The following is a 25,188-nucleotide window of genomic DNA, read 5'->3' as shown; positions in this document are numbered from 1 at the left end:
CCATCAGGACCGGCATGGCGGTTGCGGACGAACCCTGAGCTTCGCGAGGTCAGCAGCACCCGGCCAGCGTCTCTGAGTCCGCGGCGACGAGCGGCGGGCCAGGGGACGCATGGCTGCGCGTCGCGGACCGGGCCCGCGGGCTCTGCGGACTCCCGGCCCTCACGCCCGCCACGGCAGAAGAGGCCGCTGGGCGCCAAACGTCGGTCGGACGGCCCTGTTTCATGTCCTGTGAACGGCCAGGCTCGGCCCCGTCGTTTCAGCCGAGGGAGACATCGATGGCCCAAGGGTCGAACCCGCACCGAGTCCGCAACTCCACGCTGGTGGTGCGGGTCCTGGCTCGTCGGCAGCGTCTGCGGCGTCGGGATCGCTGGAGCCGGGGTGCGTTGCTCGCCCATCAGTCTCGCGCACTCACCGAGCTGCGGGCCTTCGCCTGTGACCGGTCATCGTTCTACCGGCGGTTTCACCGAGGCATGGGCGATGCGCCGCTGGGTGAACTGCCGGTGTTGACCAAGGCGGTCGTCATGGAGCACTTCGACGAGGTGTGCACGCGGCCGGAGATCCGCATCGCCGACGTGGAGCGCTACCTCCAGTCCGCATCGGTCGACGAACTCCTGGGCGGTCGCTACTACGTGGCGGCCACAGCCGGCACGACCGGTCGACGGGGCGTGTTCGTGTGGAGCCCCGCGGAGTGGGTGAACGTTGTCGCGTCCTACAACCGGGCGTTCGACTGGGTTGGCTCCACCGCCGGGCTGACCCGTCGCGTGAGGACCGCGGTGGTGAGCTCGACGAACCCCTCGCATCAGTCGGCGCGGGTGGGCGCCTCGGTGCACAGCCGCTGGTTGCCGACCCTGCGCCTGGACGCCGGTGACCCGCTGCCGACCCTCGTGGAGCGTCTCAACAGCTGGCAGCCGGAGCTGTTGATCGCTTACGCCTCGATGCTGCGCTCTTTGGCCGTGGAGCAGCTCGCTGGTCGTCTTTCCCTCGCCCCGGGGTTCGTGTTCTCCGCGTCCGAGGTGCTCACCGCGTCGACCCGCTCGCTGGCCGAACGCGCCTGGGGTCGCGGGCCCCACGATGTCTACGGAGCTACCGAGACCTCCGGCATCGCCGCGGAGTGCGGCGAGCACCGGGGGATGCACGTTTTCGACGATCTCGTTGTGCTCGAGGTCGTCGACCACGAGAACAGGCCCGTTCCCGCCGGCCAGTACGGGGCGAAAGTGCTGGTCAGCGTCCTGTTCTCGCGCACCATGCCCCTGATCCGTTACGAGATGAGCGACAGTGTGAAGCTCGCCGTCGATGGCGATTGTGGGTGCGGACGGCCTTACACACTGCTCGAGGGCATCCAGGGCCGCCTCCAGGAGACACTGCGCTTCGTGACGCCCGACGGCGGCACCCGTGACGTCCAGCCCGTCACGTTCCACCACGTCATGGACACCGTCACGGCCGCGGGCTGGCAGATCGTCCAGCGGCCGGCCGGCCTCGACGTCCTGCTCGCCCGACCCGGCGACGTCGACACCTCGGTCCTGGCAGCATCGCTGAGCTCGGCTCTGGAGGCCCAGGGCGTCGTCGCGCCTTCGGTGACGGTTCGAGCCGTCGACGCCGTCCCGCACACCGCTCTGGGGAAAGCGCCCCTGATCGTGCGAGGAACCTAGGGCTCGGCGCGCGGGCTCGTCCCGGCGGCCATCACGTCCAGACGACGCCGGTACTCGTCTTCGTCAATCTCTCCGCGCGCGAAGCGCTCGTTGAGGAGTTGCTGGGGCGTCGGTCGCACGGTGGCGACCTGGCCCGCACGCCCGAGGTAGCGGATCAGGGCGACCATCCCAAGGATGATCAACGCCCAGAACAGCACCATGCTGACGGTCATCAGCCCATAACCCCAGCCGTTCATGCCGGGCCCGTACCACCACATCATGTTCCTCGACCTTCCTCTCGTGCCCACTCCGGGCCCGCCGACCGCCGAGAGCCGGAGCTGTCGCACGACGCGCCTCGGGTGGACGAAGCCAGCCTCGGTGGGCCCCGGGGAGACGGGCAGAGCCCGCGGTCCACGGCACAGCGAGTCGAAAGACCCTCCGCTGCGGCGCCAACGGTCCCTGTCCGGACGACTCTTACTCTGGGTGACGATCGTCAACAGCCTCAGCACCATGGACGTCCAAGCCACCCCGCAGCTCTCGGCCAACCCAGAGGTCGGGCCCCTGCTGCCCTGCAACATCACCGTGCGTCGCGCCTAGGTCCGCTGAAACGTCCAAGCCGCCGACCTCGGAGCCCTGCTCCGTGTTGCCGCCGGAACCGACGTCGAGCTGCGTCAGCCCGTGTCCGACGCCGACACCCGCCTGCGAGTCGCGCTCGACAGCCCACCACGACGGTAGGTAGCGCCCACCCCGCGCGATCGCGGCGACCGTGGGAAGCGTCGACGTCAGCTGACGGCGATCGTGCCCATCATCCCGGCGTCTTCGTGATCGAAGATGTGGCAGTGGTAGACGCTGCGGCCCGGCAGCACGGTGAACGGGATGCGTAGCCGGACCCAGCCGCCGGCCGGTACGAGCACGACGTCCTGCGAGGTGCCGGTGGTCGGGGTGCCGGCGCTGTCGGCGAGAACCTCGAACGGCCAGACGTGCAGGTGGAACGGGTGGGCCATCGGAGTGGGGTTCGTGACGGTCCATTCCTCGACGGCGCCGAGTGCCACGGTCTGGTCGGTCCGCAGAGGATCGTAGGCGCGACCGTCGAAGCCGAAGCTCATGCCCTGGCCACCCGAGCCCGTCCCACCTGGGCCCATCCCGCCGCCCATCCCCATGGTGAACGTGAGCCGGCGAGCTCCGGTCGTCGCGCCCGCGTCCGGCGCGGGGCCGGGCGGGAATGTCGGCAGCGCGCTCGGAGCTCGGGCGGGGCCGCCGGTGGTCAGCGTGGCCAGGACCTCGGTCTCCCCACCGACGGCCGGCCCGCCCATCATGCCCATCGCGCGACGCGGCTCGGTGGAGGCGGTCAGCGGGAACGTGCCGGGTCGGTCGGGGCGGACGAGCACGTCGGCGCGGTTGCCGGGGGCGAGCTGGACAGTGTCCACGCCGCTGGCGGTCGGCAGGGTGATCCCGTCGAAGGCGATGCGGGTCAGCGGGTGGGCGTCGAGGTGGAGGTTCAGGGTGCGTGAGGTGGTGGCGTTGATCAGTCGCCAGCGCTGCAGGTCGCCGCTGGCGGCCGGGATGACGGGCTGGTGCTGGCCGTTGAGCAGCAACAGCTCTCCTTGCCGACCGACCATTCGGGTGGCGGGGTCGGTGGCTGCGGGCCCGCCGGTGTCGAGGGTGGTGTCGGTGATGAGCAGTACCCGCTCGGCCGCGACGGCGGGCTCGGGGGCGTCGTCGACGATGAGGGCTCCGGCCAGGCCGGCCAGGAGCTGGTCGGCGACGTAGCCGTGGGCGTGGGGGTGGTACCAGAACGTTCCCGGGGGGTGGCTGTCGGGGATGGCGATGCGATAGTCGAACGTCTCGCCGGGTGCGATGTGGATGAACGGATTGTCGGAGTTGCCCTCGGGGGAGACCCGCAGGCCGTGGGTGTGCAGGTTGGTGGGTTGGTCGAGTCCGTTGCGCAACCGCACGGCCAGTTCATCACCGGGCCGCAGTCGCAGGGTCGGGCCCGGGCTGGAGCCGTTGTAGCCCCAGGCGGAGGCGGGGCGCCCGGCGAGGGACGCGCCAGGTGCGGCCGTCAGGTCGACGGCGAGCTGGCCCTGGCGGCTGGCGAGTTCGGGCGGGAGACCCAGCGGCTCGCCGCTGGGCAGGACGGAGGCCGTCCGCGTGGTGTCGGAAACCCCGAGGGTCGCCCATCCCGTGGCACCGGCGGTGACGGCGGCGGCGCCGAGCCCGAGCAGCCCGAGGGCTTGTCGGCGGCTGATCGGGTGCCGGGGGGCGGAGCGCCCGGTCATCGGAGCTGGCCGCGACGGTGCTGGTAGTCGTCGTCGTCGATCTCGCCGCGGGCGTACCGCGCGTCGAGCAGCTCGCGTGCGGTGGACGTGCGGTTCGCGGTCGGTATGGGGCGGCGACGCACCAGGACGATCGTCCCAACGGCGATCATGGCCAGCCCGATGACGATCAGCAGCGGCCACAGCCAACCCAGCATCGGCAGGGAACCCATCATGACAACTCCTCCTTCTTCGGGTGAGGCTGAACCGACGGGCGCTGGTCGATGAGGGTCGGACGGCCCGACTCGACCCAGGCGCTGGTCCCGCCCGCGACGGACCACGCGTCGATACCGGTGGTTCCGAGCTGTTCGGCCGCCACGGCACTACGTCGTCCGGACTGGCAGATCGCTGCGATCTGCGCGCCGCCTCGCAGCTCGCCGAGGTGATCGGGGAGCTCGTCGAGGGGGATGTTGACGGCTCCGGGGACGTGGCCGGCGGCGTACTCGGCGCGGTCCCGCACGTCGAGCAGCATCGGGGGGTTCGGGTCCTGACGGGCGGCGGCGAGCTCGTCGACGGTGATCTCGCGGATGTTGGTCATCGGTGCTCCTTCGGTGGGTGGGTCAGTCGATGAGGGTGGTGAGGGCCTGGGTGGTGACGCCGGCGGCGACGAGCAGGACGAGCACGGCGAAGCCGCGGCGCAGGACGGCGGCGGGGACGCGGCGGGCGAGCCGCCCGGCGGGGAGGGACACGACGATGGCGGCCAGGGCGAACGCGGCGATGACTGGCCAGTTCATGGCGGCGTCGGCGTCTCCGGCGACGAGGTAGGGAATGAGCCCGGCCACGGAGTTGATGACGATGACGACCAGTGACGTCGCCACGGCGACGGGCGTGCGCAGGCCGAGGGCGATGATCATGGCGGGCACGAGCAGGAATCCGCCGCCGACGCCGAGCAGCCCGGTGAGGAATCCGACGGCGAGCCCGGTGGCGATCGCGCGCGGCAGGCAGCGGCGCCACGCGACCCCGCCCCCGGGGAGGTCGCAGACGCCGCCGGTCTCGTCGGTGGCGCGCAGCATCCGGACCGCGGCCAGGACCATGATCGCAGCGAACGCGAGCAGCAGGACGCGCTGGTCGAACTGGTGGTTGACCACGCCGCCGAGCACCGCGGTCGGGACACCGGCGGCGCCGATGACCCCGGCCAGACGCCAGTTGACGCCCCGGCGGGCGCGAGGTGCGACCGCGACCACGGACGCCGTTCCGATGACCACGAGTGAGGCCGGGACGGCGGCGGAGAGCGGCAGCCCGAGGCCGTAGACCAGGGCGGGGACGGCGAGGATGCCGCCGCCCCCGCCGACGAGGCCCAGCAGCGCGCCGACCACGGCGCCGAACAGTGCGGCGAGCCCGAGCATCGGTCAGCGCTCCGGGGTCCGCCGCGCCACGCGGTCGAGAGCCTCGATGGCGGTGGGCTCGGTGCGGTCCCGGTTCCAGGGCAGCCGCGCGAGGGCGGCGCCCATGGCGCAGGTGTCGGTGAGTGCGGAGACGGTGAGCCCGGTGCCGATCCCGGCGGCGAGTAGCCGTGCTTTCGGCGAGATGAGCCGCCCGGCGGCCAGGCCGGTGATGACGAGCGCGCCCGCGGCGAGGCGTACCTGGCGTTCCAGGGCCCAGGCGGGTCGCCCGCGGACGACCTCACCGCCGGCGGCGTCGAAGGCGCCGACGCCGCCGGCCAGAACGCGGGCATGGGCGAGGCCGACGGCGGCGAGGTGGTGGCGGGCCTGCTCGGCGCGGACACCGGACTGGCAGACCAGGACGACCGGGCCGCCGTCGGCGAGGTGTCCGGCCAGCTCGTCGGTGTGCTCGGCCAGGGTGGGCAGCGGCACGTGGTAGGAGCCGCGGATGTGGACCGCGTCGTACTCGGCGGCGCTGCGCACATCGAGCACGAGGGGCGCGACGCCGGATCTGGAGGACCAGGTCGCGAGTTCCGCGCTGGTGATGGTGAGGTGTTCAGCCTCGGTCGTCAGGGCTGTGGTCGTTGGGGTGGCGGAAGCCATGGGGTCCTCTCGTGGAGCGGGGGAGGGGCGGCCCGGTCCTGCCCGGCCGGGCCGCCCGCGTGCGTGGGGCCTCCTCGTGGAGGGCGCACGCGTGATCTGCCGCGCGGTCAGCGCGCGAGAACGGGGGCTTGGTCGTGCGCGATGGGCAGTCCGGCCTCGGTGGCCTGAGGCCAGTCGTCGTTGATCACGATCAGTTCGCGGGCGCGGCCGGGTTCAGCGGCGAGCAGGGAGGCCGCGACCGAGGCGCGGTAGCCGGACCCGCAGTAGATCCACACCTCGCCGTCGGGGACCTCGTGGCGGCGGGTCAGCAGCTCGTGCAGCGGGATGTGCAGCGACCCGGCGACACCGCCGCCGACGCGCTCGTTCTCGGTGCGTGCGTCCACCACGGTGACCGCCTCGGGATCACGGGTGAGCAGGCCGGGGAAGTCTGAGACCTGATAGGAGGCAAGCGGTGCGTCGTCGGCCAGGGTCTCGAGGGGGCCGGTGGCCGCACCGGCGAGTCGGTCGATGCCGATGCGCACGAGCTCGCGGCGGGCGTCGGCGACCTGCTCGCTGGTCTCGCCGACGAGGGTGAGCTCGGCGTCGTCGGGCAGCAGCCACCCGAGGTAGGTCACGAAGGGCTGAGCGAGCTGGAAGCTCAGCGAGCCGACCAGGTGCCCGGCGGCGAACGCGGTGCGCTCGCGCAGGTCGACGACCCACTGCCCCGCGGCGATGCCGGCCTCGAGGCGGGCGCGCAGCTCGACGGGCCCGACCGGCTCCGGCGCCGACAGGTCGACCGGCGCGGGGCCGGCGGCGTTGGTGGGGGCCATCCGCGCGTAGTAGGCGGGGTAGGCCCCGAGCCCGGCGATCAGGGTGTCGACGAAGTCCTGCTCGCCCTGGATCAGCGCCGGGTTGGCCGTCCGCTGCTGCCCGACGGTGGAGGCTTCGCCTGAGGGCGGGGTCGCCGAGCAGAAGCTGCCGAATCCGTGGGTCGGGTACACCACCGCGTCGGCGGGGAGCTCGTCGACCAGGCGGCGGACGGAGTGGTACTGGGCGTGGGTGAGCTCGACGGTGTCGGCGGGGGAGACGAGGTCGGTGCGCCCGGTGGTGCCGTAGAGCATCGAGCCGCCGGTGAACACCGCCGTCACCGCCCCCGACCCGCTGGCCTGGGTTTCGGTCAGGGCGTAGGACAGGTGGTGGTGGGTGTGCCCGGGGGTCGCCAGTGGCTGCAGCCGCATCGATCCGACCGCGATGTCCTCGCCTTCGGTGATGGGTGTGTAGTCGAAGGCGACGCGTTCCCGGGCGTCGATCAGGTAGGCCGCGCCGGTGCGGTCGGCGAGCTCGAGCCCCCCGGTGACGTAGTCGTTGTGGATGTGGGTCTCGGCGACGTGGGTGATCTGCACGCCGAGCTCGTCGGCCAGGGCGAGCACGCGGTCGATGTCGCGCTGCGGGTCGACGACCACTGCGACGCGCCCATCGTGGGCGAGGTAGCTGCGGTCACCGAGGCTGGTCGTGGCGATGGTCTGCACATCGATCATGAAGGTTCCCTACCCGGTAGGGTATCTACCGTTGCTGAGTCGGTCGGGTGTCGGCGGTGGCGCTCGCTGTGTCGAGCGGTCCGCCGGTGGTCCTGCGGGTCAGGTCCGGATCAGGCCAGGGAGAGGAAGAGCTTCTCCATCTCCGCGACGTCCACGGCGCGCTCGCCGTCGTCGGTCTCGGTCATGCAGTGCCGCAACCCGGTCGCGATGATCTTGAAGCCGGCCTTGTCGAGGGCGCGGGCCGCTGCCGCGAGCTGGGTGACGACGTCCTTGCACTCGCGGCCGTCCTCGATCATGCGCACGATCCCGGCGATCTGGCCCTCCACGCGACGCAGCCGGCTGACCACATCGGTGAGCTCGGCGACCTGAACCTGCATGGTGGACTCCCTCTGGCATGTGGGCTGACGCCCTGTACAACCGAATGTACCCCAGGGGGTATGCCGGATAACCACGTGTCCGCAGTCACGGCGACGGGAAGGCCTCCGACGCCGGCATCATCACCCCAACGCGGAGGAGGAACGCCGAGCCATGTCCGACATCGCCCACACCGTCGAGGTCGGCCTCGAGCACCCGGCGGCGGTCGAGGCCGTCACGGCAGCGCTCGCTGATCAGGGATTCGGGGTGCTGAGCACCATCGACGTCCAGGCCACCCTGCAGGCCAAACTCGGCGAGCAGATCGACGCGTACACCATCCTCGGCGCCTGCAACCCCGCGCTCGCCCAAGCGGCGCTCTCGGCCAACCCGGAGGTCGGGCTTCTGTTGCCCTGCAACGTCACCGTGCGACGCGCCGAGGGTCGCACCATCGTGCAGGCCGTCGATCCCGGAGCCCTGCTCGGTGTTGCCGCCGACAACGCAGGGCCGGACCTGGGCGAGACCGCGTCCGACGCCGGCTCCCGACTGCGAGCTGCGCTCGACAGCCTCACCACCACGACCGCGTAGGAGTCGGTCACGAGGCGGCCAACAGGGGCAGGATCAGGCCGGCGGCGACGCCGAGGATCAGCGAGAGAGTCGCGGCGGTGACTGCGCCGTGGCGCGCCGTGCGGGATTCGCCGCTCTCGTCGGCGAACTCGGGCGGCTCGTCCCGGTACAGCGGGGCGACCCATCGCAGGTAGTAGAAGAGCGAGGCCACGGTGTTGACCGCGGCGAGCACGACGAGCCAGGCCATCCCGCCGTCGAAGGCGGCAGCGAACGCGGTGAGCTTGCCGACGAACACTGCCGTGGGAGGTGTGCCCACGAGCCCGAGCAGGCAGACGACAAGGGCGGCCGCGAGCAGGGGGCGACGACGGCCGAGCCCTCGGAACTCGTCGATGGCGCGAGCAGGGTGTGCGGCGACCACGGCGAAGGCCCCGATGTTCGTGAGCGCGTAGGCGGCGAGATAGTAGAGTAGGGCCGGCTGGGCCTCGGGCGTCCGGGCCGCCACGGCGATGATCATCAACACGTAGCCCACCTGGGACACGGTCGAGTAGGCGAGCAGCCGCAGGACCGACGTCTGGGCAAACGCGGCGAGGTTGCCCAGGGTCATGCTGATCGCGGCGAGCACCGCGACCAGTAACGGCCAGGGGACGACCTGCTCGGGCACGGCCAGGAGAAGACGCCACGTCGCGGCCAGCGCACCGATCTTGGGGATGGTCGTGAGGACGGCGGCGACCGCCGGAGGCGTGCCGTCGGTGACGTCGGGGACCCAGAAGTGGGCGGGGACGGCTCCGGCTTTGAACGCCAGGCCCGCCAGCACGGCGACGAGGCCGACGGCTGCCGGCCCCGCCGCGCCCGTCACGAGCCCCTCGGGCAAGGCGTCGTAGCTCGTCGAGCCGGTAGCTCCGTACATCAGGGTGGTGCCGGCGAGCATCGTGACTCCGGCGAAGGCGCCGGAGAGGTAGTACTTGAGCGCGGCCTCGGTGGTCGCGCCCGTCTTGGCCCAGCCGGCCAGGGCGTAGAGCGGCACGCTGGCCAGCAGGAACGCGGCGAAGAGCAGCATGAGATCGCCGGCCCCGGCCATCAGCACCGCTCCGAGACCGCCGAGCAGGACGAGCGCGGCGAACTCGCTCTCGCGGGGGTGCCCGGCCACGGCGTCGCGGGAGAGCCAGAGGACGAGGCCGACCGCGACGAGCACGATCGCGCGTACCGCGTGGGTCGTCGTGTCGAGGACGTAGGTCTCGAAGGTGGTGCTCGACGGCTTCGTGGCGGCCACGACCGTGGCGACCAGTCCGACCATCACGGCGACCAGCGCGAGGGCCCGCACGCGGCCCTGCCGGCGGCGCGGTGTCCACGCCCCGACGATCACGGCGAGCACCGCGCCCGCGAGCAGCGCCAGCTCGGGGATCAGTGTCGTGGGGTCCTCGTTCATCACCATGGCTGCTCCCCCTGACGGGGCGCTGACGGCGCCGACTCGGCCTTCACCGGGCCACCAGCTCGTTGACCGCCCGCGCCGCGGGCTCGACCAGGTCGAGAAGAAATCGCGGTACCAACCCGATCACGGTGGCGAGCAGGAGCAGCGGGACGACGGCCGCGAGCTCGCGAGCCCGGAGGTCGGGGAAGGGACGCGGCGTGCCGGGCGCATCGGGGAAGCGCACTTCGCCGAGCAGCATCCGGGAGAGAGCCACCAGGAACAGTCCGGCGGTGAGGAGGATGCCGACGACGGCGACCGCGGTCGCCACCGGCGTCGCACCCAGCGCGCCGGTGAAGATCTGGAACTCGGCGATGAACCCGGAGAAGCCGGGGAGCCCGAGTGAGGCGAAGGCGGCCACCGCGAACAACCCGGCGAACCGCGGCGTGCGCGCCGCCAGGCCACCGTAGGCACCCATGTCGTAGGTGCGGCCACGTTCGTGCAGCGCGCCGGCGAGCAGGAACAGCGCCCCGGTGATCAGCCCGTGCGACACCATCTGGGTCACCGCGCCCGTGGTGGCGAGCTGCCGAGCCTGCGCATCGGTTTCGGCGACCAGGCCCGCGGCGCCGACGCCGAGCAGCACGTAGCCCATGTGGTTCACCGAGGTGTAGGCGATCATGCGCTTCAGGTCGGTCTGGGCGAGCGCGACCAGCGCGCCATAGACGACCGAGACCACGCCGAGCACCACGACCACACCGGCGAACTGCCGCCACGACGCCGGCAGCAGCGGCATCGCGATGCGGACGAAGCCGTAGGTCCCCATCTTGAGCAGTACCCCCGCCAGCACGGCCGAGCCCGCGGCCGGGGCCTCGGTGTGTGCCGGCGGCAACCAGGTGTGGAACGGCACGAGCGGGGTCTTCACCGCGAGCCCGACACCAATGGCGAGCAGCGCGGCCCCGGCCAGTGGGCCGCCGGCCGCGAGCGGATTGAGGGCGGCGAGCGCCGGGATGTCGAAGGTGTGCGGGGTGGCCGCGAGGTAGATGAGGATGAAGCCCAGCAGCAGCGCGAGCGAGCCCAGGAACGTGTAGAGGAAGAACGTCAGCGCCGCCGACCGTGCGCGCGAGCCGTGACCCCAGCCGGCGATGACGAAGTACATGAACACGATCGACAGGTCGAAGAACAGGAAGAACAGGATCAGATCCAGGGCGACGAAGACACCCACGCTCACGGTCTGCAGGGCCAGGAACAGCAGCACGTAGGACTTCGGACGTCGGTCCTCGCGCAGCGAGTAGATCGCTGTCGCGGTGAACACGACGACCGTCATCGCCACGAGCGGCAGCGAGAGCCCGTCGACCCCGAGGTGGTACGAGATGCCGGCGCTCGGGATCCACGCGACCTGTTCGACGAATCCGTAACCGCTGGTGGGCAGCTGCAGCCACATGACGGCGACCAGCACCAGCTGCAGGAGCCCGGTGACCACCCACGGCACGGTGTAGCGGCGCGGTGTGCTCGTGGCCGGGAGCGCGGTGAGCGCGAGCGCGACGACGACGGGAAGGAACACGAGGACGGAGAGCATCGTCAGCTAACCCCGATCAGGAGCACGGCGAGGGCGGCCAGCACGCCGAACCCGACGGCGGCCTGGGCGTAGTACTGGTGCAGCTGGCCCGTCTGGGGCCGGCGGGCGGTGCGGCCGAGGGCTCGAGCGCCGGTGGCCACCCCGTCGACGCCCCGGTCCAGACCGCGCTCGAGGTGGCGGTCGACCTCATCGGCGGTACGCGTGACGCCGCGACCGGCCCCGAGGACGACGCGGTGGTGGAACGAGTCGTCGAGGCGGGCGAGCAGGACGGCGAGCCGCAGCGTCGGCCGGACCGCAGCCGCGAGAGCGATCTGCTCGAGGTGCAGCCACGAGAGGAGTGCCGCAGGGGCCGGGAGCCGGCCGGCCACGCGCCACGTCACCCCGAAACCGATGACGGCGATCGCTCCGGAGGCGACCAGCTCGAGGACGGTCGGCTCGGGAGCCGGCCGGAGGATGTCCGGGCCGAGAGCGAGCAGCCCTGCACCTGCCGCGGCCCCCGCGAGGGTCACGGCGACGACGGCCTGGACCCGCAGCCCGGCACGTCCGACGGTGCCGTCCTGCACGGTGGGAGGCGAAAGCCGCCACACGAACCACACGGCCTTGGCGGCGTACCCGGCCGAGACCAACCCGGCGGCCAGACCGACGATGTAGAGCGCAGGGCCGCTCGCCGCCGCGCCCGCGAGGACGGCGTCCTTGCTCACCCACAGACCGGTCGGTGGCACTCCGGCAAGGGTCACGGCACCGACAGTGAACGCTGCGCCGAGGACGGGGTATCGGCGCGCTGCCCCCTGGAGGCCGTCGAGTCGGCGGGTGCCGACCCGCACGAGCCACGCGCCGGCTACCAGGAAGAGCAGGCTCTTGGTCGCGGCGTGCGCGACGGTCTGGAGGACGCCGCCAGGCACGGCGCCGACCCCGGCGGCCAGCACCATGAACCCGATCTGCGCGGACGTCGAGGCGGCGAGCAGTTGCTTGAGATCGCTCTGGGCGAGCGCGACGAGGCCGAGCAACAGCGCGGTCCCCACGCCGACCCACGCCACCAGGGGCCCGGCCCACCCGGTCGCCTCGAGGCCCGCACTCGTCCGCAGGAGCAGGTAGGCCCCGGCGGCGACCATCGTCGCGGAGTGCAGCAGCGCCGACACCGGGCTCGGACCGTGCATCGCCCCGGAGAGCCAGAAACTGAACGGCAGCTGCGCGGACTTACCGAGCGCGGCGACCACGATGCCGGCGACCGCGAGGTCCCGCCACCCACCGGCCACGTCGGGCAGCGCGTCGATCGCGAGCGTCGACACACCGCCCGCGAGCACCGCACCCGCGGCGAGGTAGAGCCCGAGGTCCGCGGTGCGCGTGGTGAGGAACGCGGTCCTGGCGCCCCGGGCCGCCGCGGGGTCGCCGGTGTGGTGGGCGATGAGGGCCCAGCTGACTGCGCCCATCACCTCCCACGCGGCGAGCAGCGGCGGGAGCGTGGTCGCGGTGACGGTAGCCAGCATCGCGGCCGCGAAGACGAGCACCAGGCCGACGAAGCGTCCCGACCCCAATGCCGGATCGCCCGCGGCGAAGGCCAGCACCGCGAGCAGGGCGAGCGCGACGAGCACGACCATGACCGCCGAGAGGTCGTCGACCGCGAAGCCGACGGCCACGCCGTCGAAGAGCGGCAAGCGAGCCTGCGGCCGCCGCAGCGTGGCGGCCACCGCCAGGCCCACGGTCGCCGCGGCGACCGTGAGTCCCACGGGGACGACGAAGCGCAGAGGGCGCACCACGATCAGCGCGATCCCGGCCGCGAGGGGGACGAGCAGCAGGGCGCCGAGGAGAACGCTCATGGTCAGCCCCGCAGCTCGGCGGCGTCGTCGGTCATGTCGATGCGCTTCGCGCGATAGATCGCGGTCGTGACCGCGAACCCGGCCGCCATCTCGATGGCCATCGCCGTGACCACGATGACGATCAGCACCTGGCCCCCCGTGCCGGCCGGCGCCAGGAAGTACCAGAACGCCGCCGCCCCGAGGATGACCCCGTTGAGCAGGAGCTCGAGGCCCATCATGAGCATGACGATCGACTGCTGGGTCAGTGCCCCGAACAGCCCGACGGAGACCAGCGCCGCGGCGACGACGAGGAAGGCCTGCAGGTTCATCGCCCGACACCGCCCCGGTCCCGGTCGTCGGACTCCGGCGCGTCGAGCTCGTCGCCCAGCCGGTCGTAGCGACCTCGGCCGGCGGCCAGCACGACCGTGCCGACGATCGTGGCGAAGAGGGTGACCCCCAAGGTCATCATCGTGAGCATCTGACCGCTCATGAGGCTCTGGCCGAGGGCCATGGTGAGGTCCGGTGCCGGCGCGCCGCCGCGGACCGGCCAGTCCACGAGGAGCGCGCCCCCGGCGAGCGCGACGAACGTGGTCGCCGCGATGACGGCTGCTCCACGGGTGTTGTGGAACATCGACATGGGCATGAGCCCGGCCGGGTTCATCATGTACATGATCATGAAGACGGCCATCACGACCATTTCGATGACCATCATCAGCACGATGACCACGCCGAGGTACTGCAGTCCGGTCATGAGGACGAGGCCTGCGACGGCGAGGAACGAGAGCAGCAGCAGGAACGTCGCGCGCGCCATCGAGTCGACGCGGAAGACCAGCGCGCCGGCCACGACGGCGGTCACGGCGAGGACCACGAACAGGGCTGTCGTCATGAGAGACCTCCTTCGCCGAGCCCGACGAGGGTCACGACGAGGGCCTGGGCGATGGTGGCCGGCGTGAGGACCACCAGGGAGAACTCGGTCCAGCGCTCCATGCGGATGGTCGGAATCCGGTGGCGCAGCGCAACGAGCGCCGCGAGCACGGCCAGGGTCTTCACCAGCACCCAGGCCCACGCCGGCAGCCACGGGCCGTGCCCCCCGCCGAGGAACAGCGGCACCGCCATGGCCGCTGCCGCGACCAGCAGGAGCCACCGTCCGGTCATGAAGACGAGCCGGTCAACCCCCCCGAGCTCTGCCGCCGCCCCGCCGGCGATGTCGCGGTCGAGGGGCGCGCCGAACGGGCCCCAGAACGCCATGGCCGCCACGCTGAGCAGGAAGGCCACGAACGCCACCGGCATGATCACGACGAACCACAGGTCCTGCTGGGCGGCGACCACGTCGGTGACACGCAGGCTCTGCGCCCCCACCGCGGCCGTGATGAGGGCGAACATGTGCGGGAGCTCCCAGGCCAGGCCCTGTGCCACGAATCTGTAGCCACCGATCAGCGACAGCGTGCTGTTGGCGCCCCACCCGACCAGCCACACCGCGGCCCACGCGAACACCTCCATCGCGTTGAACCACACGATCCCAGCGCCGAGATCCGCCACGGGGCGCAGCCCGAGCGGGACGACCACGGCGGCCAACAGCGCGGCGATCGGGAGGACCGCGCCACCGACGCCGCGCAGCAGTTCGTCCCCGGCCACGGCGCGCCGGCGTTGCCCCACGAGCAGTCGAAGGGCCTCGCGACCGGGCAGAGCGGCAGCGACGGTCCAGGGAACCGGGCGTCCCGCCGCCCGCCCGGCGACGACGGCATCGGCGGCGACGGCCGCCCACGCGACGGCGAGCAGGAGGACCGGCAGGAGGACCGACCAGCCGAGTGGCAGTGCGACGCTCACGACGCACCGCCCAGATCCGTCGGCCGCGTCAGAGCCGGCTGGGGGAGCGGGTCCGCGACGGCGACGATCAATCTCGCCGCGGCGAACTCGGCGCCGACCAGTCGGGCGTCGAGCGCCGCGAGGTCGACCGCGACCGGTGCCTCTCCGCGGCCCCCTGCGACGGCGGCCCTGGCCGAGAGCAGCTTGTCGTCAAGGGCCCCGAGAACCTCGCTGCGCCCGCCCTCGGCGGAGCGGAGCATCCACCGCAGGAGCCGCGACCGCCGGACCCGCCGGCGCAGGTCGTCGAGCTCCTCGAGAACGCCCGCGCTGCTGCCCCCGCCGAAGAGCACGGCGTCCCGCAGTCCGCGGGCTCGCGCGGCCGGGCCATCCCAGCCGGCGAGCGCAAGGACGCGCGCCGCGGACTCGAGCGCTCGGGCCGCGGCAGGCAGGCGCTCGGTGGCATCGAGGTCGTCGAGGTCGACGAAGCGCGAGCGTGCCTCCTGGATGACGTCGCCCTGCAAGACGACATCGACGACCAGCCCGCTCGGCCACTCCGGCAGCACGGGACCGAGCGGGACGTGCAGCTGATCGAGGGCGAGCCCGTCGCGGTCGTCGCCCAGGTCGGCCATCGCCAGCCCGCCGGGCAGCTCCATGCCGCCACCGTGGTGATGCCCGCCGTCATGGTCCTCGTGCCCGGAGCCCTGCTCGTGGGAGGAGTCGTCGTGCTCGTCGTGCGCACCGGACAGAACGCTGGGGCGCTCCGAGCGGAGACCGTCGCGAGGTGCCCCAGCCCTTTGGGCCGAGAGATCCTGCAGGACGGTCACAGCATCGTCGAGCGCTGTGGTGACCTCGTCTTCGTTCCGGACGTCGAGCCGCGCCCGAGGCGCGGGCACGGTTGCCCACACATCGTCGACAACGGCCCTGAGCTCGCGCCCGGGTTGGCCGACGACGACGAGGACATCAGTGTCGGCCGGTGCCATCGCATTGGTCCAGTGGCGGCGACCGACCTCTTGCTCGACGCGCGCCCGAAGTCGATCGGTGCCGATGCCGCCGATGATCAGGACGTGGGGCCGCCGGGCGGCGACGCGGAGAAGCGCGTTCCTCAGGTCCATCGGAGCGCCCCCTCGCGCCAGGCGTAGAGCACGCCGGCCATGAGGAGCGCGAGGAAGCCGAACATCTCGACCACCGCCGCCGGACCCATCCGGGCGACGACCAGAGTCCAGGGGTACATGAAGATCATCTCCATGTCGAAGGCCAGGAAGACCATGGTCACGACGTACCAACGGACGTGGAACCGGGAGACGGGGTGCTCGAGCGGCGGCAAGCCGCCGGCGTGCGGCATCACGTTCGTCAGCGGCGGTGCGACGCGGAGAATCCGCGCCAGCGCCCGCACTCCGGCGACCAGCAGTACGCCGACGGCAAGCAGTACGAGCGCCGGTGCCAGCTCATCCACGACGACTCCCCTCGCGACCGTTCCGCTGATACCCCTGGGGGGTAAACGTATCGTGAGAAAGATAGGGGGTAGGGGTATAAGGCGCAAGCTTCTCTGGACGTCGACTCCGTCCTGAATCCTCTCCGCGTGACGGACCGAACAGCTCGCAACTGCACCTTCGTCTCGGGATCGCGCCGCCCAAGGCAGCGTCCGCCGGGCGCCTGTTGACAAGTAACCCCCGGGGGGTATGTTCGAAGTCAACGAGAGGAGCTCGGTGATGAACGGTTACGCCGCGGAGAAGGACGCGTACCTGAAGCGGTTGCGCCGCATCGAGGGGCAGGTGCGCGGCATCGCCAAGATGGTCGACGACGACAAGTACTGCATCGACATCCTGACCCAGGTCTCTGCCGCGACCAGCGCCCTCGAGAACGTCGCGCTCGGCCTGCTCGACGACCACCTCAGCCACTGCGTGGCCGAGGCTGCCGCGCAGGGCGGCGACGTGGCGAACGAGAAGATCTCCGAGGCCAGCGCCGCGATCGCGCGACTCGTCAAGTCCTGATCGCCCTCGAGAGGGACGGCCCTGCCCGTCCCTTCCCGCCAGCTTCGCGCCCGCCCGCCTCTGGCGGAAGCGCGAACCGATCCACCTGACTGTCATCGGGCGGTCGACGAGAACGGAGACGACCCCATGAGCGAGACGAACACCTACACCGTGACCGGTATGACCTGCGATCACTGCGTCGCGTCGGTGCGCGAGGAGGTCGGCGAGGTGCCGGGCGTGTCGGAGGTCGACGTCGATCTCGCTACCGGTCGTGTGGTCGTGACGGCGGCGAGCCCGGTCGACGACGACGCGGTGCGGGCCGCGGTGGAGGAGGCCGGGTACCAGCTCGAGGGCTCGGGGAGGACGTCGTGAGCACCACGAGCACGGAGAGGACGGAGCCCCGGGCGGTCCGCCCCGCCGATCCCCTCGAAGGGCGAACTTCGGCGCGTCCCTCGCGGCGCTCACGGCTCGATCGCCCCGCTTTCCGTCTCGTCGGCTTCGCGCTCGCGCTCGTGCTCGCACTCGCCGCGGGGGCCACCGCCGCCGCGTTCGCAGGACCCACGCCGGTCCCCGCGGCGGTGCCGCCACCCGTCCCTGCACCTGCACAGGGGCCGGCCGTTGCCAGCGCCCCGACCGCGGCAACGGGCGCCAGCGGCCTCGCCGTCTCCCAGGGCGGCTACACGCTCGACGTCCTCGCCGCACCGGCACAGGCCGGCAGCCCCGGCGAGCTGGCCTTCCGCGTCCTGGGTCCGGGCGGTGCGCCGGTGACGGCGTTCACCCCGACCCACGACAAGCGACTGCACCTGATCCTGGTGCGACGCGACCAGAGCGGCTTCCAGCACCTCCACCCCGTCATGGACCCGGGCGGCACCTGGCGCACCACGACGGCCCTCGCCGCCGGAGACCACCGAGTCTTCGCGGACTTCGCGCCGGACGGGCGCAGCGAGGCGATGACCCTCGGGCGCGACATTGCGGTCGCCGGCGACTACCGCCCGGCGCCCCTGCCGCCCCCGTCCACCACGGCCACCACCGCGGACGGCTACACGGTGACCCTGACGGGCGCCCTCGTCCCCGGCACCGCGAGCCCGGTGACCCTGTCGGTCTCGCGGAACGGCGCGCCGGTGACCGACCTGCAGCCCTACCTCGCCGCGTACGGCCACCTCGTCGCCCTGCGGACCGGCGACCTCGCCTACCTGCACGTGCACCCCACCGGCAGCCCCGGGGACGGGCGCACCCCAGCAGGACCGGCGATCGAGTTCCTCGCCGAGGTGCCCTCGGCCGGGCCGTACCGGCTCTACCTCGACTTCGCCCACCAGAGCGTCGTTCGCACCGCCGAGTTCACCGTCGTCGCCGCGACCAACCCGGGGACGCCGGTCAGCGCCCCGAGCGGACACAGCGAATCGAGCGCACCGCATGGCCACTGACCACCGTCCGTCGAGCGTCGAGGGCGACCTCTCCGAGGCCGCCCAGGAAGGACACGCAGGATGAGCACCGTCACCGAGAACGCTCGCGCGATGGCGCAGGACGCGGCAACGACGCACGAGGTCGAGCTCGTCCTCGGCGGCATGACCTGCGCGTCGTGCGCGAACCGCATCGAGCGCAAGCTCAACAAGCTCGACGGGGTCGAGGCCACGGTCAACTTCGCCACCGAGAAGGCACGCGTCGCCGTCACGTCCGACGTGACCGCCCAGGACCTGATCGGCGCGGTCGAGGCGGCCGGCTACACGGCGTCCGTCCCGACGCCACCGTCGGCGGAGGACAGCGACGGCGAGGCCGGCAAGAATCGCGACGGCGAGGCGGACAGCCTTCGGACCCGGCTGCTCGTCTCGCTCGTCCTCTCTGTCCCCGTGGTGGTCCTCGCCATGGTGTCGGCGGTGCAGTTCACCTACTGGCAGTGGGCCTCGCTCGCGCTCGCCGCCCCGGTGATCGTGTGGGGTGCCCTGCCGTTCCACCGCGCCGCGTGGGCCAACCTTCGCCACGGCACCGCGACCATGGACACGCTCATCTCGCTCGGCACCCTCGCCGCTTTCGGCTGGTCGCTCTACGCGCTCTTCCTCGGCACCGCGGGCGTGCCCGGAATGGTCCACCCGTTCGAGCTGTCCATCGCGCCGACCGACGGTGCCGGCAACATCTACCTCGAGGTCGCGGCCGGGGTCACGACGTTCATCCTGGCCGGTCGCTGGTTCGAGGCCAGGGCCAAGCGCCGCGCCGGAGCCGCCCTGCGCGCGCTGCTCGAGCTCGGCGCCAAGGACGTCGCGGTGCTCCGCGACGGCGTCGAACGCCGGATTCCGGTGGAGCGACTGGCCGTCGGCGACCGCTTCGTAGTCCGACCCGGCGAGAAGATCGCCACCGACGGCGAGGTCGAGGAGGGCAGCTCGGCGGTCGACGCGTCGATGGTCACCGGTGAGTCGGTGCCCGTCGAGGTCGGGGTCGGTGACGCGGTCATCGGTGCGACCGTGAACGCGGGCGGTCGTCTTGTCATCCGCGCGGCGCGGGTCGGTGCGGATACCCAGCTGGCCCAGATGGCGCGTCTGGTGGAGGACGCCCAGACCGGCAAGGCCGCCGTCCAGCGCCTGGCCGACCGCGTCTCGGGCATCTTCGTCCCGATCGTCATCCTGCTCGCGGCCGCCACGCTCGGGTTCTGGCTGGTCGCTGGGGTCGGGGCGGCGGCCGCGTTCACCGCAGCCGTCGCGGTTCTGATCATCGCCTGCCCCTGCGCGCTGGGCTTGGCCACACCGATGGCGTTGATGGTCGGCACCGGTCGGGGCGCAGCGATGGGCATCCTCATCAAAGGCCCGGAGGTCCTCGAGTCCACCCGTCGTGTCGACACCGTCGTGCTGGACAAGACCGGCACGATCACCGAAGGCCGCATGTCGCTGGTCGACGTGCACCCCGGCGCCGGGGTGGACGTCGACGACGTCCTCCGGCTCGCGGGCGCCCTCGAGGACGCCTCGGAGCACCCCATCGCCCGGGCCATCACGACCGCGGCCCGCGGCCGCTCGGACCGGCCACTCCCCGCCGTCGGGGAGTTCGCCAACGACGAGGGCCTCGGGGTGCACGGCACCGTCGACGGCCACGCGGTCCTCGTCGGCCGGCCCCGCCTGCTCGAGGACTGGTCGGTGCCGATCCCCGCCGACCTCATCGAGGCGAAGTCGGACGCCGAGACGCACGGACACACCGTCGTGGCCGTGGCGTGGGACGGCGCAGCACGCGGCCTGCTCTCCGTCGCCGACACGGTCAAGGAGGGCAGCGCCGACGCCGTGCGCGACCTGCGAACGCTCGGCCTGACCCCGGTTCTGCTCACCGGTGACGCGGAGCCCGCAGCGCACGCCGTCGCCTCGGAGGTCGGGATCGACCCGGAGCGGGTCATCGCCGAGGTCATGCCCGCCGACAAGGACGAGGTCATCGCCCGCCTCCAGGCGGAGGGCAAGGTCGTGGCCATGGTCGGCGACGGTGTCAACGACGCCGCCGCGCTCGCACGAGCCGATCTCGGGCTGGCCATGGGCACCGGCACCGACGTGGCGATCGAGGCCAGCGACCTCACCCTGGTGCGCGGCGACCTGCGGGCCGCGGTCGACGCCATCCGGCTCTCCCGCCGCACGCTGTCCACCATCAAGGGCAACCTGTTCTGGGCATTCGCCTACAACACCGCAGCGCTGCCCCTGGCCGCGGCCGGGCTGCTCAACCCGATGCTCGCCGGGGCCGCCATGGCGTTCTCGTCGGTCTTCGTCGTGGTCAACAGCCTGCGCCTGCGTCGCTTCCGCGCCCTCGCGACCGGATGACCTCGCCGGACGCCCGCCCATCACCGACTGTGGGCGGGCGTCCGCGCCGGTCCGCCGAGGCCGGTCCCAGGTCACGTGCCCATCGTCGCCAGGGTGGTGAACGTCCGGCCGCCGTCTCGGCTCTCGTGGACGCCCCCTGCGGTGGCGGCGAGCACGCGCTCCTGCCCGACGGCGGTCAGCGATTGCGGTCGACCGCCCGGGACGGTGGCGCGCGGGAGCCAGGAGGCACCCCCGTCGGGGCTCGCGAGGAGGCGGGCGTCGGTCGTCAGCCCGAACAACTCGCCGTCCGGCGCCCACGACAGGTACGCCATCTGGGGGGCGAGCTCCACGACCGGAGCGGGCGTGCCCGGAGCAGACGCGGCGGAGCCGTCGACGGCCGCAATACCGCCGACGACCGCCAGCACCAGGTGGCCAGGTCGGTGCGGGTCGGCAGCCACATCAAGTGCCGGTGGCGCCGGCCATGCCTCCCACCGCACACCACCGTCCTGACTGAACCGCACACTGCCCTCGGCATCGACTCCGTAGATGCCTCCCGGCCCCTGGGCCAGAGCGTGGAAGTCGACCTCGCCACTGAGGGCGATGGTCTGCCAGGACAGCCCGCCGTCGGTGCTCCGGACGAGTCCGAGGGGGTTGGGGGTCGCCTCGAGAGGCGAGGGGTGGCCGCTCGCGAGGAACACGCCGGGTCCCACGACGAGGAAGCCCATCAGGTCGCGGTTCGCGGCCGCTGACGTACCGACCTTCTCGAGGCCGGTGGGGCCGGCCCGGAACAGGCCGCCGTGCGTCGCGACGTAGAGACCGCCGTTGAGGGGGTCGATCCCGAGGCCATGGACGTGACCGAGCACGGACGGCGACGGCTCTGGGCGCCCACTGGCGGTGTCGTCGCGAGTGCACGCAGCGCCGAGGACGGTCGGCAGGATGACGACCACGGCCGACACGGTCGCCCGACGGAGCCGGTAGCGCCGAGGCGTTCTGGTCAATTCGCCTCCTCTCGAGGCAGGGGACGCCGCCGCGCGCGAGTACGCGGCTGCCGATGGAGCCGGGTCCGGGGACGGGCGCCCACGCGCCGAGCCGTGGGGGGAGACGGACGGCCGCGGCCGCCCGTCCCCGGCCGGTCAGACCCTGCTGAGCAGGGCCTGCATCTCGGAGATCTCCTGCTGCTGATCGGCGACGATGGCGCCGGCGAGCTGCTTGGCCTGCGGGTTCAATCCCTGGGCCTGCTCGGTCTGGGCCATCTGGATGGCACCGTTGTGGTGCTCGATCATCATCTGCAGGAACATCCGGTCGAAAGCCGGGCCGGACTGCGCGGCCAGCTGCTGCATCTGGGCCTCACCCATCATCCCCGGCATGGGCATGCCACCCATCGGCATCCCGGGCATGCCCGGCATACCAGGCATCGCCGTGCTTCCGGGCTGCGGCTGCGGTGCTCCCCACGCGGCGAGCATCTGGTTCATCTGCTCGATCTCGGGGCCCTGAGCCTGCTCGATGCGAGCGGCCAGATCCTTGACCTCTTGCGACGCTGCGCGCTCCGAAGCCTCCGAGGACATGGCGATGGCCTGCGTGTGGTGGGGGATCATGCCCTGGGCGAACATCATGTCCGCCTCGTTGTGCTCGGGCGAGATCGGCGCCACGGCCGACTGGGACGAGACCGGCGCCGAAGCGGGGGGACCGCCCGCCGGGGCGGTCGACGAGCCGGAACAACCCGCGGTCAGGACCGCGGCGGTGGCGGCGGCGATGACGCCGCCGACGAAACGTGCACGCACGAGGAATCTCCTTCGGCTGAGCACCGGCCGATGCGCACCGGCCGGTGCTGAGGACAGGGCTCGGCGCCGCTGCACGGTCGCGTCTTATCGACGCGCGTGCAGGCGGTGGGCCGGCCTACAGCCGAAGGAGTTGGAGCTCCGCAAGCCTTGACGAGGTCGGTGGAGCGCGCGGTTCAGCGGCCGCCGTGCGACCACGCTCGGCGGTTCCGCGCTGCGGTAGCCGCCACCACGAGGCAAGGAGGACGAGCACGAGGAGCAGGACCGCTGCCCCGAGGAGCGCCACGAGGCACATGTGGAGCAGCGACCCCGAGTGGTCGTGACCGCCACCGTCGGGGTGCTGGTGCAGGACGGCGGCACTGCTCTGCACCACCACGCCGACCTGCGTGCCGGGCGCCCTTCCCTGCTCGCTGCCGAAGGCCGCGTCCGGGCCCGGGGCAAGGTCGTGATCATGGTGTGCGATCGGTGCGGCTGCGGCGGGTTCGGCCATCGAGTGAGCGACGGGCCCGCCCTGCGGTGGACCCGGGCTCGCGTGCTGGTGAGCTCCCACGACGTGGTGCATGAGGACAAGCCCGAGTGCGATCACCAGGAGAGCGAGCCGGCCGGACCAGCTGGCCAACACTCGCCCCGACACCGCGTTCGAGCGGCGCCGCGAGCTGCCGTGCCAGCGGATCACGCCGCCGACGATACCGAAGACGACCGGCACGCCGAGGGCGCTCCTGCACCTGGTCGGCGTCGCGGGTGACGAGACCCGTGACCCTGGGCTGCGAGCAGCTCGGCTGGCCACCACCATCGAGTGCTAGCGTCCCCGCCGTGTCCGGTTCGGTGGCGACGCAGCGTGACCGCTCACGCCTGCGCTCAGCTCTACTGGTCGCGTCGTCCGTGCTGGTGCTCATCGTCGCGGTCGGTTTCGACCTGCTCGCCGACGAACCCCCGACCCATGCCCTCGCAGTGGGGCTGGTCGCGTTGGTCGTCGGCATCGGGCGCCTGTGGTTGCGGGGGCGGTTTCAGGGGACCTTCGCGGCTGCCAACATCGCCGTCGTCGGGCAACCTGCAGTGCATGCGCTGGGCAAGGTGACCCAGGCCGGTACCGAGTGGCTGCCGCACTCGCACGGATGGCCCCAGAGCGTCTCGACCGTCGCGCTCCACGTCGTCGTCGCTCTCCTCGTCGTTGCCGTCGCCGCGAGCGAACCCGCATGTCGCTACGTCGTCTCCACGGTCGTGCTCGTGCTCGCCCGGGTCCTGCACGTCCCCGCAACGCCGATCTCGACGTGCGTCATCACGACCGAGCGCGGTGCCGGACCCCGAGCACGCGAGCATCAACTGCTCTTCTCCCGACAGGTTCACCGACGCGGGCCTCCGATGCGCCCCGTGCTCGCCTCCTGATCGACGGCTGACCCCACTACCTCCGAGGCTCCTGCCTCGCGAGGACGGCGGACGCGCCTCGGGGATGTCCCGCGCGCCACGCAACTCCGTATTGATCATCGACGCGAGCTTCGCAGGAAACCGTCGGCGCCGGGTGCACACACGCACCCGCCACCCCTGTGAGGACCTCACTCATGCCTGGCACTTTGGCTGCGAACCTTCCCCGTCCACGGCCAGCCACGACCTTGTCCGACATCCCGAGCCTGGCCTCCCGTCGAGTCCTGGTGACCGGAGCCCGCGGCTTCATCGGCGGGCATCTCCTCGCGCGGCTCCTGGACGTCGACGCAGAGGTGCACGTTGTCGCCCGTCCGGGCCGCGCTCCGTCCGGCACCTCGCGATACGGCCTTCCCGGGCGTCGGCGCGCGACGTGGCACGAGGCAGACCTCGCCGACGCCGACGCCGCCGACCGCATCGTTCGGAAGAGCAACCCGGAGGTGGTTCTCCACCTGGCCAGCACCGTCGCAGGCCACCGCAGTGCCGACGTCCTGGGCACCATGCTCGAGAACAACACGCGGGCCGCAGTGAACGTGATGGCCGCGGCGCACCGCTTGGGCAACAGGAGGGTCGTCCTCGCCGGCTCGGTGGAGGAACCCCGCGCGGGCGAAGCGCCGTGCTCGCCCTACGCCGCGGCGAAGGTCGCGGCGACTGCCTGTGCTCAGCTGTTCCACCAGCAGTGGGGGCTTCCGGTGACCGTCCTGCGCCCTGCCATGGTCTACGGGCCGAGCCAGCCCGACGAGACCAAGCTGCTCCCGTACGTTGTCGGAAGCCTGCTCGAGGGTCGTGCACCGCGCTTGAGCAGCGGGACGCGGCCCATCGACTGGGTCTACATCGACGACGTGTGTGACGCGTTCCTGCTCTCAGCCGTCCACCCCTCGGCGCCGGGACTCGTGGCCGACATCGGATCGGGCACCTCGACCACCATCGCGGACACGGTGCAGATGGTGGCCACGCTCACCGGCTACGAGGGTGCCTTCGGGTTCGGCGACGTCGCGGACAGGGCGAACGACGTCGCCCACATCGCCGACCCACTACCCGCCCTCGACGCTCTGGGCTGGCGCTCCACCACGTCGCTCACGCAAGGCTTGACCCAGACCGTGCACTGGCACCTCACACGCCGCGACGCTGATCACGAGTGGGCCGGTGTGCCGGGGAACGTCTCAGGACAAGGTCGGGAGCCTGTTCCGGCTCCATGCGCAGGGCCGCACGTGATCGCCTCCGATCGAAAAGGACCGGCCCCGGTGGGGCGAACGTGACTTCTCGCCGTGACGACCGCACCCCGACGGAGCCGATCTGCCGCCCGAGAACGAC

The 25,188-nt window shown here is 72.1% G+C and carries 29 protein-coding genes; 10 read left to right on the top strand and 19 right to left on the bottom strand.

What is annotated here, in order from left to right:
- Window positions 1-275: 275 nt before the first annotated feature.
- On the top strand, window positions 276-1,649 hold the full coding sequence (locus tag PH191_RS26655; RefSeq protein ID WP_274197662.1) for a phenylacetate--CoA ligase family protein: 1,374 nt from the start codon (window positions 276-278) through the stop codon (window positions 1,647-1,649).
- Here PH191_RS26655 and PH191_RS26650 read toward each other — a convergent pair.
- Window positions 1,646-1,909, bottom strand: coding sequence for an SHOCT domain-containing protein (locus PH191_RS26650; protein ID WP_274197661.1), 264 nt, complete (start codon window positions 1,907-1,909; stop codon window positions 1,646-1,648). The genes PH191_RS26655 and PH191_RS26650 overlap by 4 nt on opposite strands.
- A 202-nt stretch (window positions 1,910-2,111) precedes the next feature.
- On the opposite strand from PH191_RS26650, the gene PH191_RS26645 reads away from it, so the two are divergent.
- On the top strand, window positions 2,112-2,225 hold the full coding sequence (locus tag PH191_RS26645; RefSeq protein ID WP_274197660.1) for a DUF302 domain-containing protein: 114 nt from the start codon (window positions 2,112-2,114) through the stop codon (window positions 2,223-2,225).
- A 185-nt stretch (window positions 2,226-2,410) separates the two neighbouring features.
- Here the strand turns inward: PH191_RS26645 and PH191_RS26640 are convergent, their stop codons facing one another.
- The 7 genes from PH191_RS26640 to PH191_RS26610 all read right to left on the bottom strand — a co-directional run bounded on the left by PH191_RS26640 (window position 2,411) and on the right by PH191_RS26610 (window position 7,822).
- The gene (locus tag PH191_RS26640) at window positions 2,411-3,907 is read right to left on the bottom strand and encodes a multicopper oxidase family protein (RefSeq protein WP_274197659.1); all 1,497 of its coding nucleotides are present in this window, start codon (window positions 3,905-3,907) and stop codon (window positions 2,411-2,413) included.
- Complete coding sequence (locus PH191_RS26635) at window positions 3,904-4,119, bottom strand: SHOCT domain-containing protein (protein ID WP_274197658.1); 216 nt, start codon at window positions 4,117-4,119, stop codon at window positions 3,904-3,906. Before PH191_RS26635 ends, PH191_RS26640 begins: the two co-directional genes overlap by 4 nt.
- On the bottom strand, window positions 4,116-4,481 hold the full coding sequence (locus tag PH191_RS26630; protein ID WP_274197657.1) for a rhodanese-like domain-containing protein: 366 nt from the start codon (window positions 4,479-4,481) through the stop codon (window positions 4,116-4,118). Before PH191_RS26630 ends, PH191_RS26635 begins: the two co-directional genes overlap by 4 nt.
- A 22-nt stretch (window positions 4,482-4,503) precedes the next feature.
- Complete coding sequence (locus PH191_RS26625; RefSeq protein ID WP_274197656.1) at window positions 4,504-5,289, bottom strand: sulfite exporter TauE/SafE family protein; 786 nt, start codon at window positions 5,287-5,289, stop codon at window positions 4,504-4,506.
- A 3-nt stretch (window positions 5,290-5,292) separates the two neighbouring features.
- Window positions 5,293-5,928 (bottom strand): rhodanese-like domain-containing protein, encoded by a 636-nt coding sequence (locus PH191_RS26620; RefSeq protein ID WP_274197655.1) that lies wholly within the window; start codon window positions 5,926-5,928, stop codon window positions 5,293-5,295.
- A 107-nt stretch (window positions 5,929-6,035) separates the two neighbouring features.
- On the bottom strand, window positions 6,036-7,445 hold the full coding sequence (locus PH191_RS26615) for an MBL fold metallo-hydrolase (protein ID WP_274197654.1): 1,410 nt from the start codon (window positions 7,443-7,445) through the stop codon (window positions 6,036-6,038).
- A 110-nt stretch (window positions 7,446-7,555) separates the two neighbouring features.
- Entirely contained in the window at window positions 7,556-7,822 is a 267-nt protein-coding gene (locus tag PH191_RS26610) for a metal-sensitive transcriptional regulator (RefSeq protein WP_274197653.1), read from the bottom strand.
- Window positions 7,823-7,973: 151 nt separating this feature from the next.
- Here PH191_RS26610 and PH191_RS26605 point away from each other — a divergent pair, with 151 nt between their 5' ends.
- Window positions 7,974-8,384, top strand: a complete 411-nt coding sequence (locus PH191_RS26605) for a DUF302 domain-containing protein (protein WP_274197652.1) — start codon at window positions 7,974-7,976, stop codon at window positions 8,382-8,384.
- Between the two features lie 7 nt (window positions 8,385-8,391).
- Here the strand turns inward: PH191_RS26605 and PH191_RS26600 are convergent, their stop codons facing one another.
- The 7 genes from PH191_RS26600 to PH191_RS26570 are packed head-to-tail and all read right to left on the bottom strand — an operon-like array spanning window position 8,392 to window position 15,599.
- Window positions 8,392-9,795 (bottom strand): NADH-quinone oxidoreductase subunit N, encoded by a 1,404-nt coding sequence (locus tag PH191_RS26600; protein WP_274197651.1) that lies wholly within the window; start codon window positions 9,793-9,795, stop codon window positions 8,392-8,394.
- A 43-nt stretch (window positions 9,796-9,838) separates the two neighbouring features.
- A complete protein-coding gene (locus PH191_RS26595; RefSeq protein ID WP_274197650.1) occupies window positions 9,839-11,344 on the bottom strand; it encodes a complex I subunit 4 family protein in 1,506 nt (501 codons plus the stop codon).
- A gap of 2 nt (window positions 11,345-11,346) precedes the next feature.
- A complete protein-coding gene (locus tag PH191_RS26590) occupies window positions 11,347-13,161 on the bottom strand; it encodes an NADH-quinone oxidoreductase subunit 5 family protein (RefSeq protein WP_274197649.1) in 1,815 nt (604 codons plus the stop codon).
- Between the two features lie 2 nt (window positions 13,162-13,163).
- The gene (locus tag PH191_RS26585) at window positions 13,164-13,469 is read right to left on the bottom strand and encodes an NADH-quinone oxidoreductase subunit NuoK (protein ID WP_274197648.1); all 306 of its coding nucleotides are present in this window, start codon (window positions 13,467-13,469) and stop codon (window positions 13,164-13,166) included.
- On the bottom strand, window positions 13,466-14,026 hold the full coding sequence (locus PH191_RS26580; RefSeq protein WP_274197647.1) for an NADH-quinone oxidoreductase subunit J: 561 nt from the start codon (window positions 14,024-14,026) through the stop codon (window positions 13,466-13,468). Before PH191_RS26580 ends, PH191_RS26585 begins: the two co-directional genes overlap by 4 nt.
- Window positions 14,023-14,967: an NADH-quinone oxidoreductase subunit H gene (locus PH191_RS26575; RefSeq protein WP_274197646.1), complete on the bottom strand. Its 945-nt coding sequence runs from the start codon at window positions 14,965-14,967 to the stop codon at window positions 14,023-14,025. The genes PH191_RS26580 and PH191_RS26575 overlap by 4 nt, the downstream gene beginning before the upstream one ends.
- The gene (locus PH191_RS26570; protein ID WP_274197645.1) at window positions 14,964-15,599 is read right to left on the bottom strand and encodes a hypothetical protein; all 636 of its coding nucleotides are present in this window, start codon (window positions 15,597-15,599) and stop codon (window positions 14,964-14,966) included. The genes PH191_RS26575 and PH191_RS26570 overlap by 4 nt, the downstream gene beginning before the upstream one ends.
- Before the next feature lie 69 nt (window positions 15,600-15,668).
- Here PH191_RS26570 and PH191_RS26565 point away from each other — a divergent pair, with 69 nt between their 5' ends.
- On the top strand, window positions 15,669-16,085 hold the full coding sequence (locus tag PH191_RS26565) for a hypothetical protein (RefSeq protein ID WP_274197644.1): 417 nt from the start codon (window positions 15,669-15,671) through the stop codon (window positions 16,083-16,085).
- On the opposite strand, the gene PH191_RS26560 is transcribed toward PH191_RS26565, so the two are convergent.
- The gene (locus PH191_RS26560) at window positions 16,049-16,390 is read right to left on the bottom strand and encodes an NADH-quinone oxidoreductase subunit A (RefSeq protein ID WP_420791854.1); all 342 of its coding nucleotides are present in this window, start codon (window positions 16,388-16,390) and stop codon (window positions 16,049-16,051) included. The genes PH191_RS26565 and PH191_RS26560 overlap by 37 nt on opposite strands.
- A 265-nt stretch (window positions 16,391-16,655) precedes the next feature.
- Between PH191_RS26560 and PH191_RS26555 the strand changes: the two genes are divergently transcribed.
- The 4 genes from PH191_RS26555 (at window position 16,656) to PH191_RS26540 (ending at window position 20,698) form a co-directional block, all read left to right on the top strand.
- Complete coding sequence (locus tag PH191_RS26555) at window positions 16,656-16,937, top strand: metal-sensitive transcriptional regulator (RefSeq protein ID WP_274197642.1); 282 nt, start codon at window positions 16,656-16,658, stop codon at window positions 16,935-16,937.
- Window positions 16,938-17,063: 126 nt separating this feature from the next.
- Window positions 17,064-17,288, top strand: coding sequence for a heavy-metal-associated domain-containing protein (locus tag PH191_RS26550; RefSeq protein WP_274197641.1), 225 nt, complete (start codon window positions 17,064-17,066; stop codon window positions 17,286-17,288).
- Window positions 17,285-18,340: a hypothetical protein gene (locus PH191_RS26545; protein ID WP_274197640.1), complete on the top strand. Its 1,056-nt coding sequence runs from the start codon at window positions 17,285-17,287 to the stop codon at window positions 18,338-18,340. The genes PH191_RS26550 and PH191_RS26545 overlap by 4 nt, the downstream gene beginning before the upstream one ends.
- A gap of 90 nt (window positions 18,341-18,430) precedes the next feature.
- Window positions 18,431-20,698 carry a heavy metal translocating P-type ATPase gene (locus tag PH191_RS26540; RefSeq protein ID WP_274197761.1) on the top strand — a complete coding sequence of 756 codons (2,268 nt, stop codon included), beginning with the start codon at window positions 18,431-18,433 and terminating at the stop codon, window positions 20,696-20,698.
- A 71-nt stretch (window positions 20,699-20,769) separates the two neighbouring features.
- Here the strand turns inward: PH191_RS26540 and PH191_RS26535 are convergent, their stop codons facing one another.
- The 3 genes from PH191_RS26535 to PH191_RS26525 all read right to left on the bottom strand — a co-directional run bounded on the left by PH191_RS26535 (window position 20,770) and on the right by PH191_RS26525 (window position 23,161).
- Window positions 20,770-21,624, bottom strand: a complete 855-nt coding sequence (locus PH191_RS26535; RefSeq protein WP_274197639.1) for a F510_1955 family glycosylhydrolase — start codon at window positions 21,622-21,624, stop codon at window positions 20,770-20,772.
- 186 nt (window positions 21,625-21,810) lie between these two features.
- Window positions 21,811-22,458, bottom strand: a complete 648-nt coding sequence (locus tag PH191_RS26530; RefSeq protein WP_274197638.1) for a DUF305 domain-containing protein — start codon at window positions 22,456-22,458, stop codon at window positions 21,811-21,813.
- 115 nt (window positions 22,459-22,573) lie between these two features.
- On the bottom strand, window positions 22,574-23,161 hold the full coding sequence (locus PH191_RS26525) for a DUF6153 family protein (RefSeq protein WP_274197637.1): 588 nt from the start codon (window positions 23,159-23,161) through the stop codon (window positions 22,574-22,576).
- A 107-nt stretch (window positions 23,162-23,268) separates the two neighbouring features.
- On the opposite strand from PH191_RS26525, the gene PH191_RS26520 reads away from it, so the two are divergent.
- The gene (locus PH191_RS26520) at window positions 23,269-23,841 is read left to right on the top strand and encodes a hypothetical protein (protein WP_274197636.1); all 573 of its coding nucleotides are present in this window, start codon (window positions 23,269-23,271) and stop codon (window positions 23,839-23,841) included.
- Between the two features lie 263 nt (window positions 23,842-24,104).
- A complete protein-coding gene (locus tag PH191_RS26515) occupies window positions 24,105-25,133 on the top strand; it encodes an NAD-dependent epimerase/dehydratase family protein (protein ID WP_274197635.1) in 1,029 nt (342 codons plus the stop codon).
- The last annotated feature ends 55 nt before the right edge of the window (window positions 25,134-25,188 follow it).

The sequence above is a fragment of the Actinomycetospora callitridis genome, from assembly GCF_028737265.1.
Taxonomy (GTDB): domain Bacteria; phylum Actinomycetota; class Actinomycetes; order Mycobacteriales; family Pseudonocardiaceae; genus Actinomycetospora; species Actinomycetospora callitridis.
This window is presented reverse-complemented; position numbering and strand designations above follow the sequence as displayed.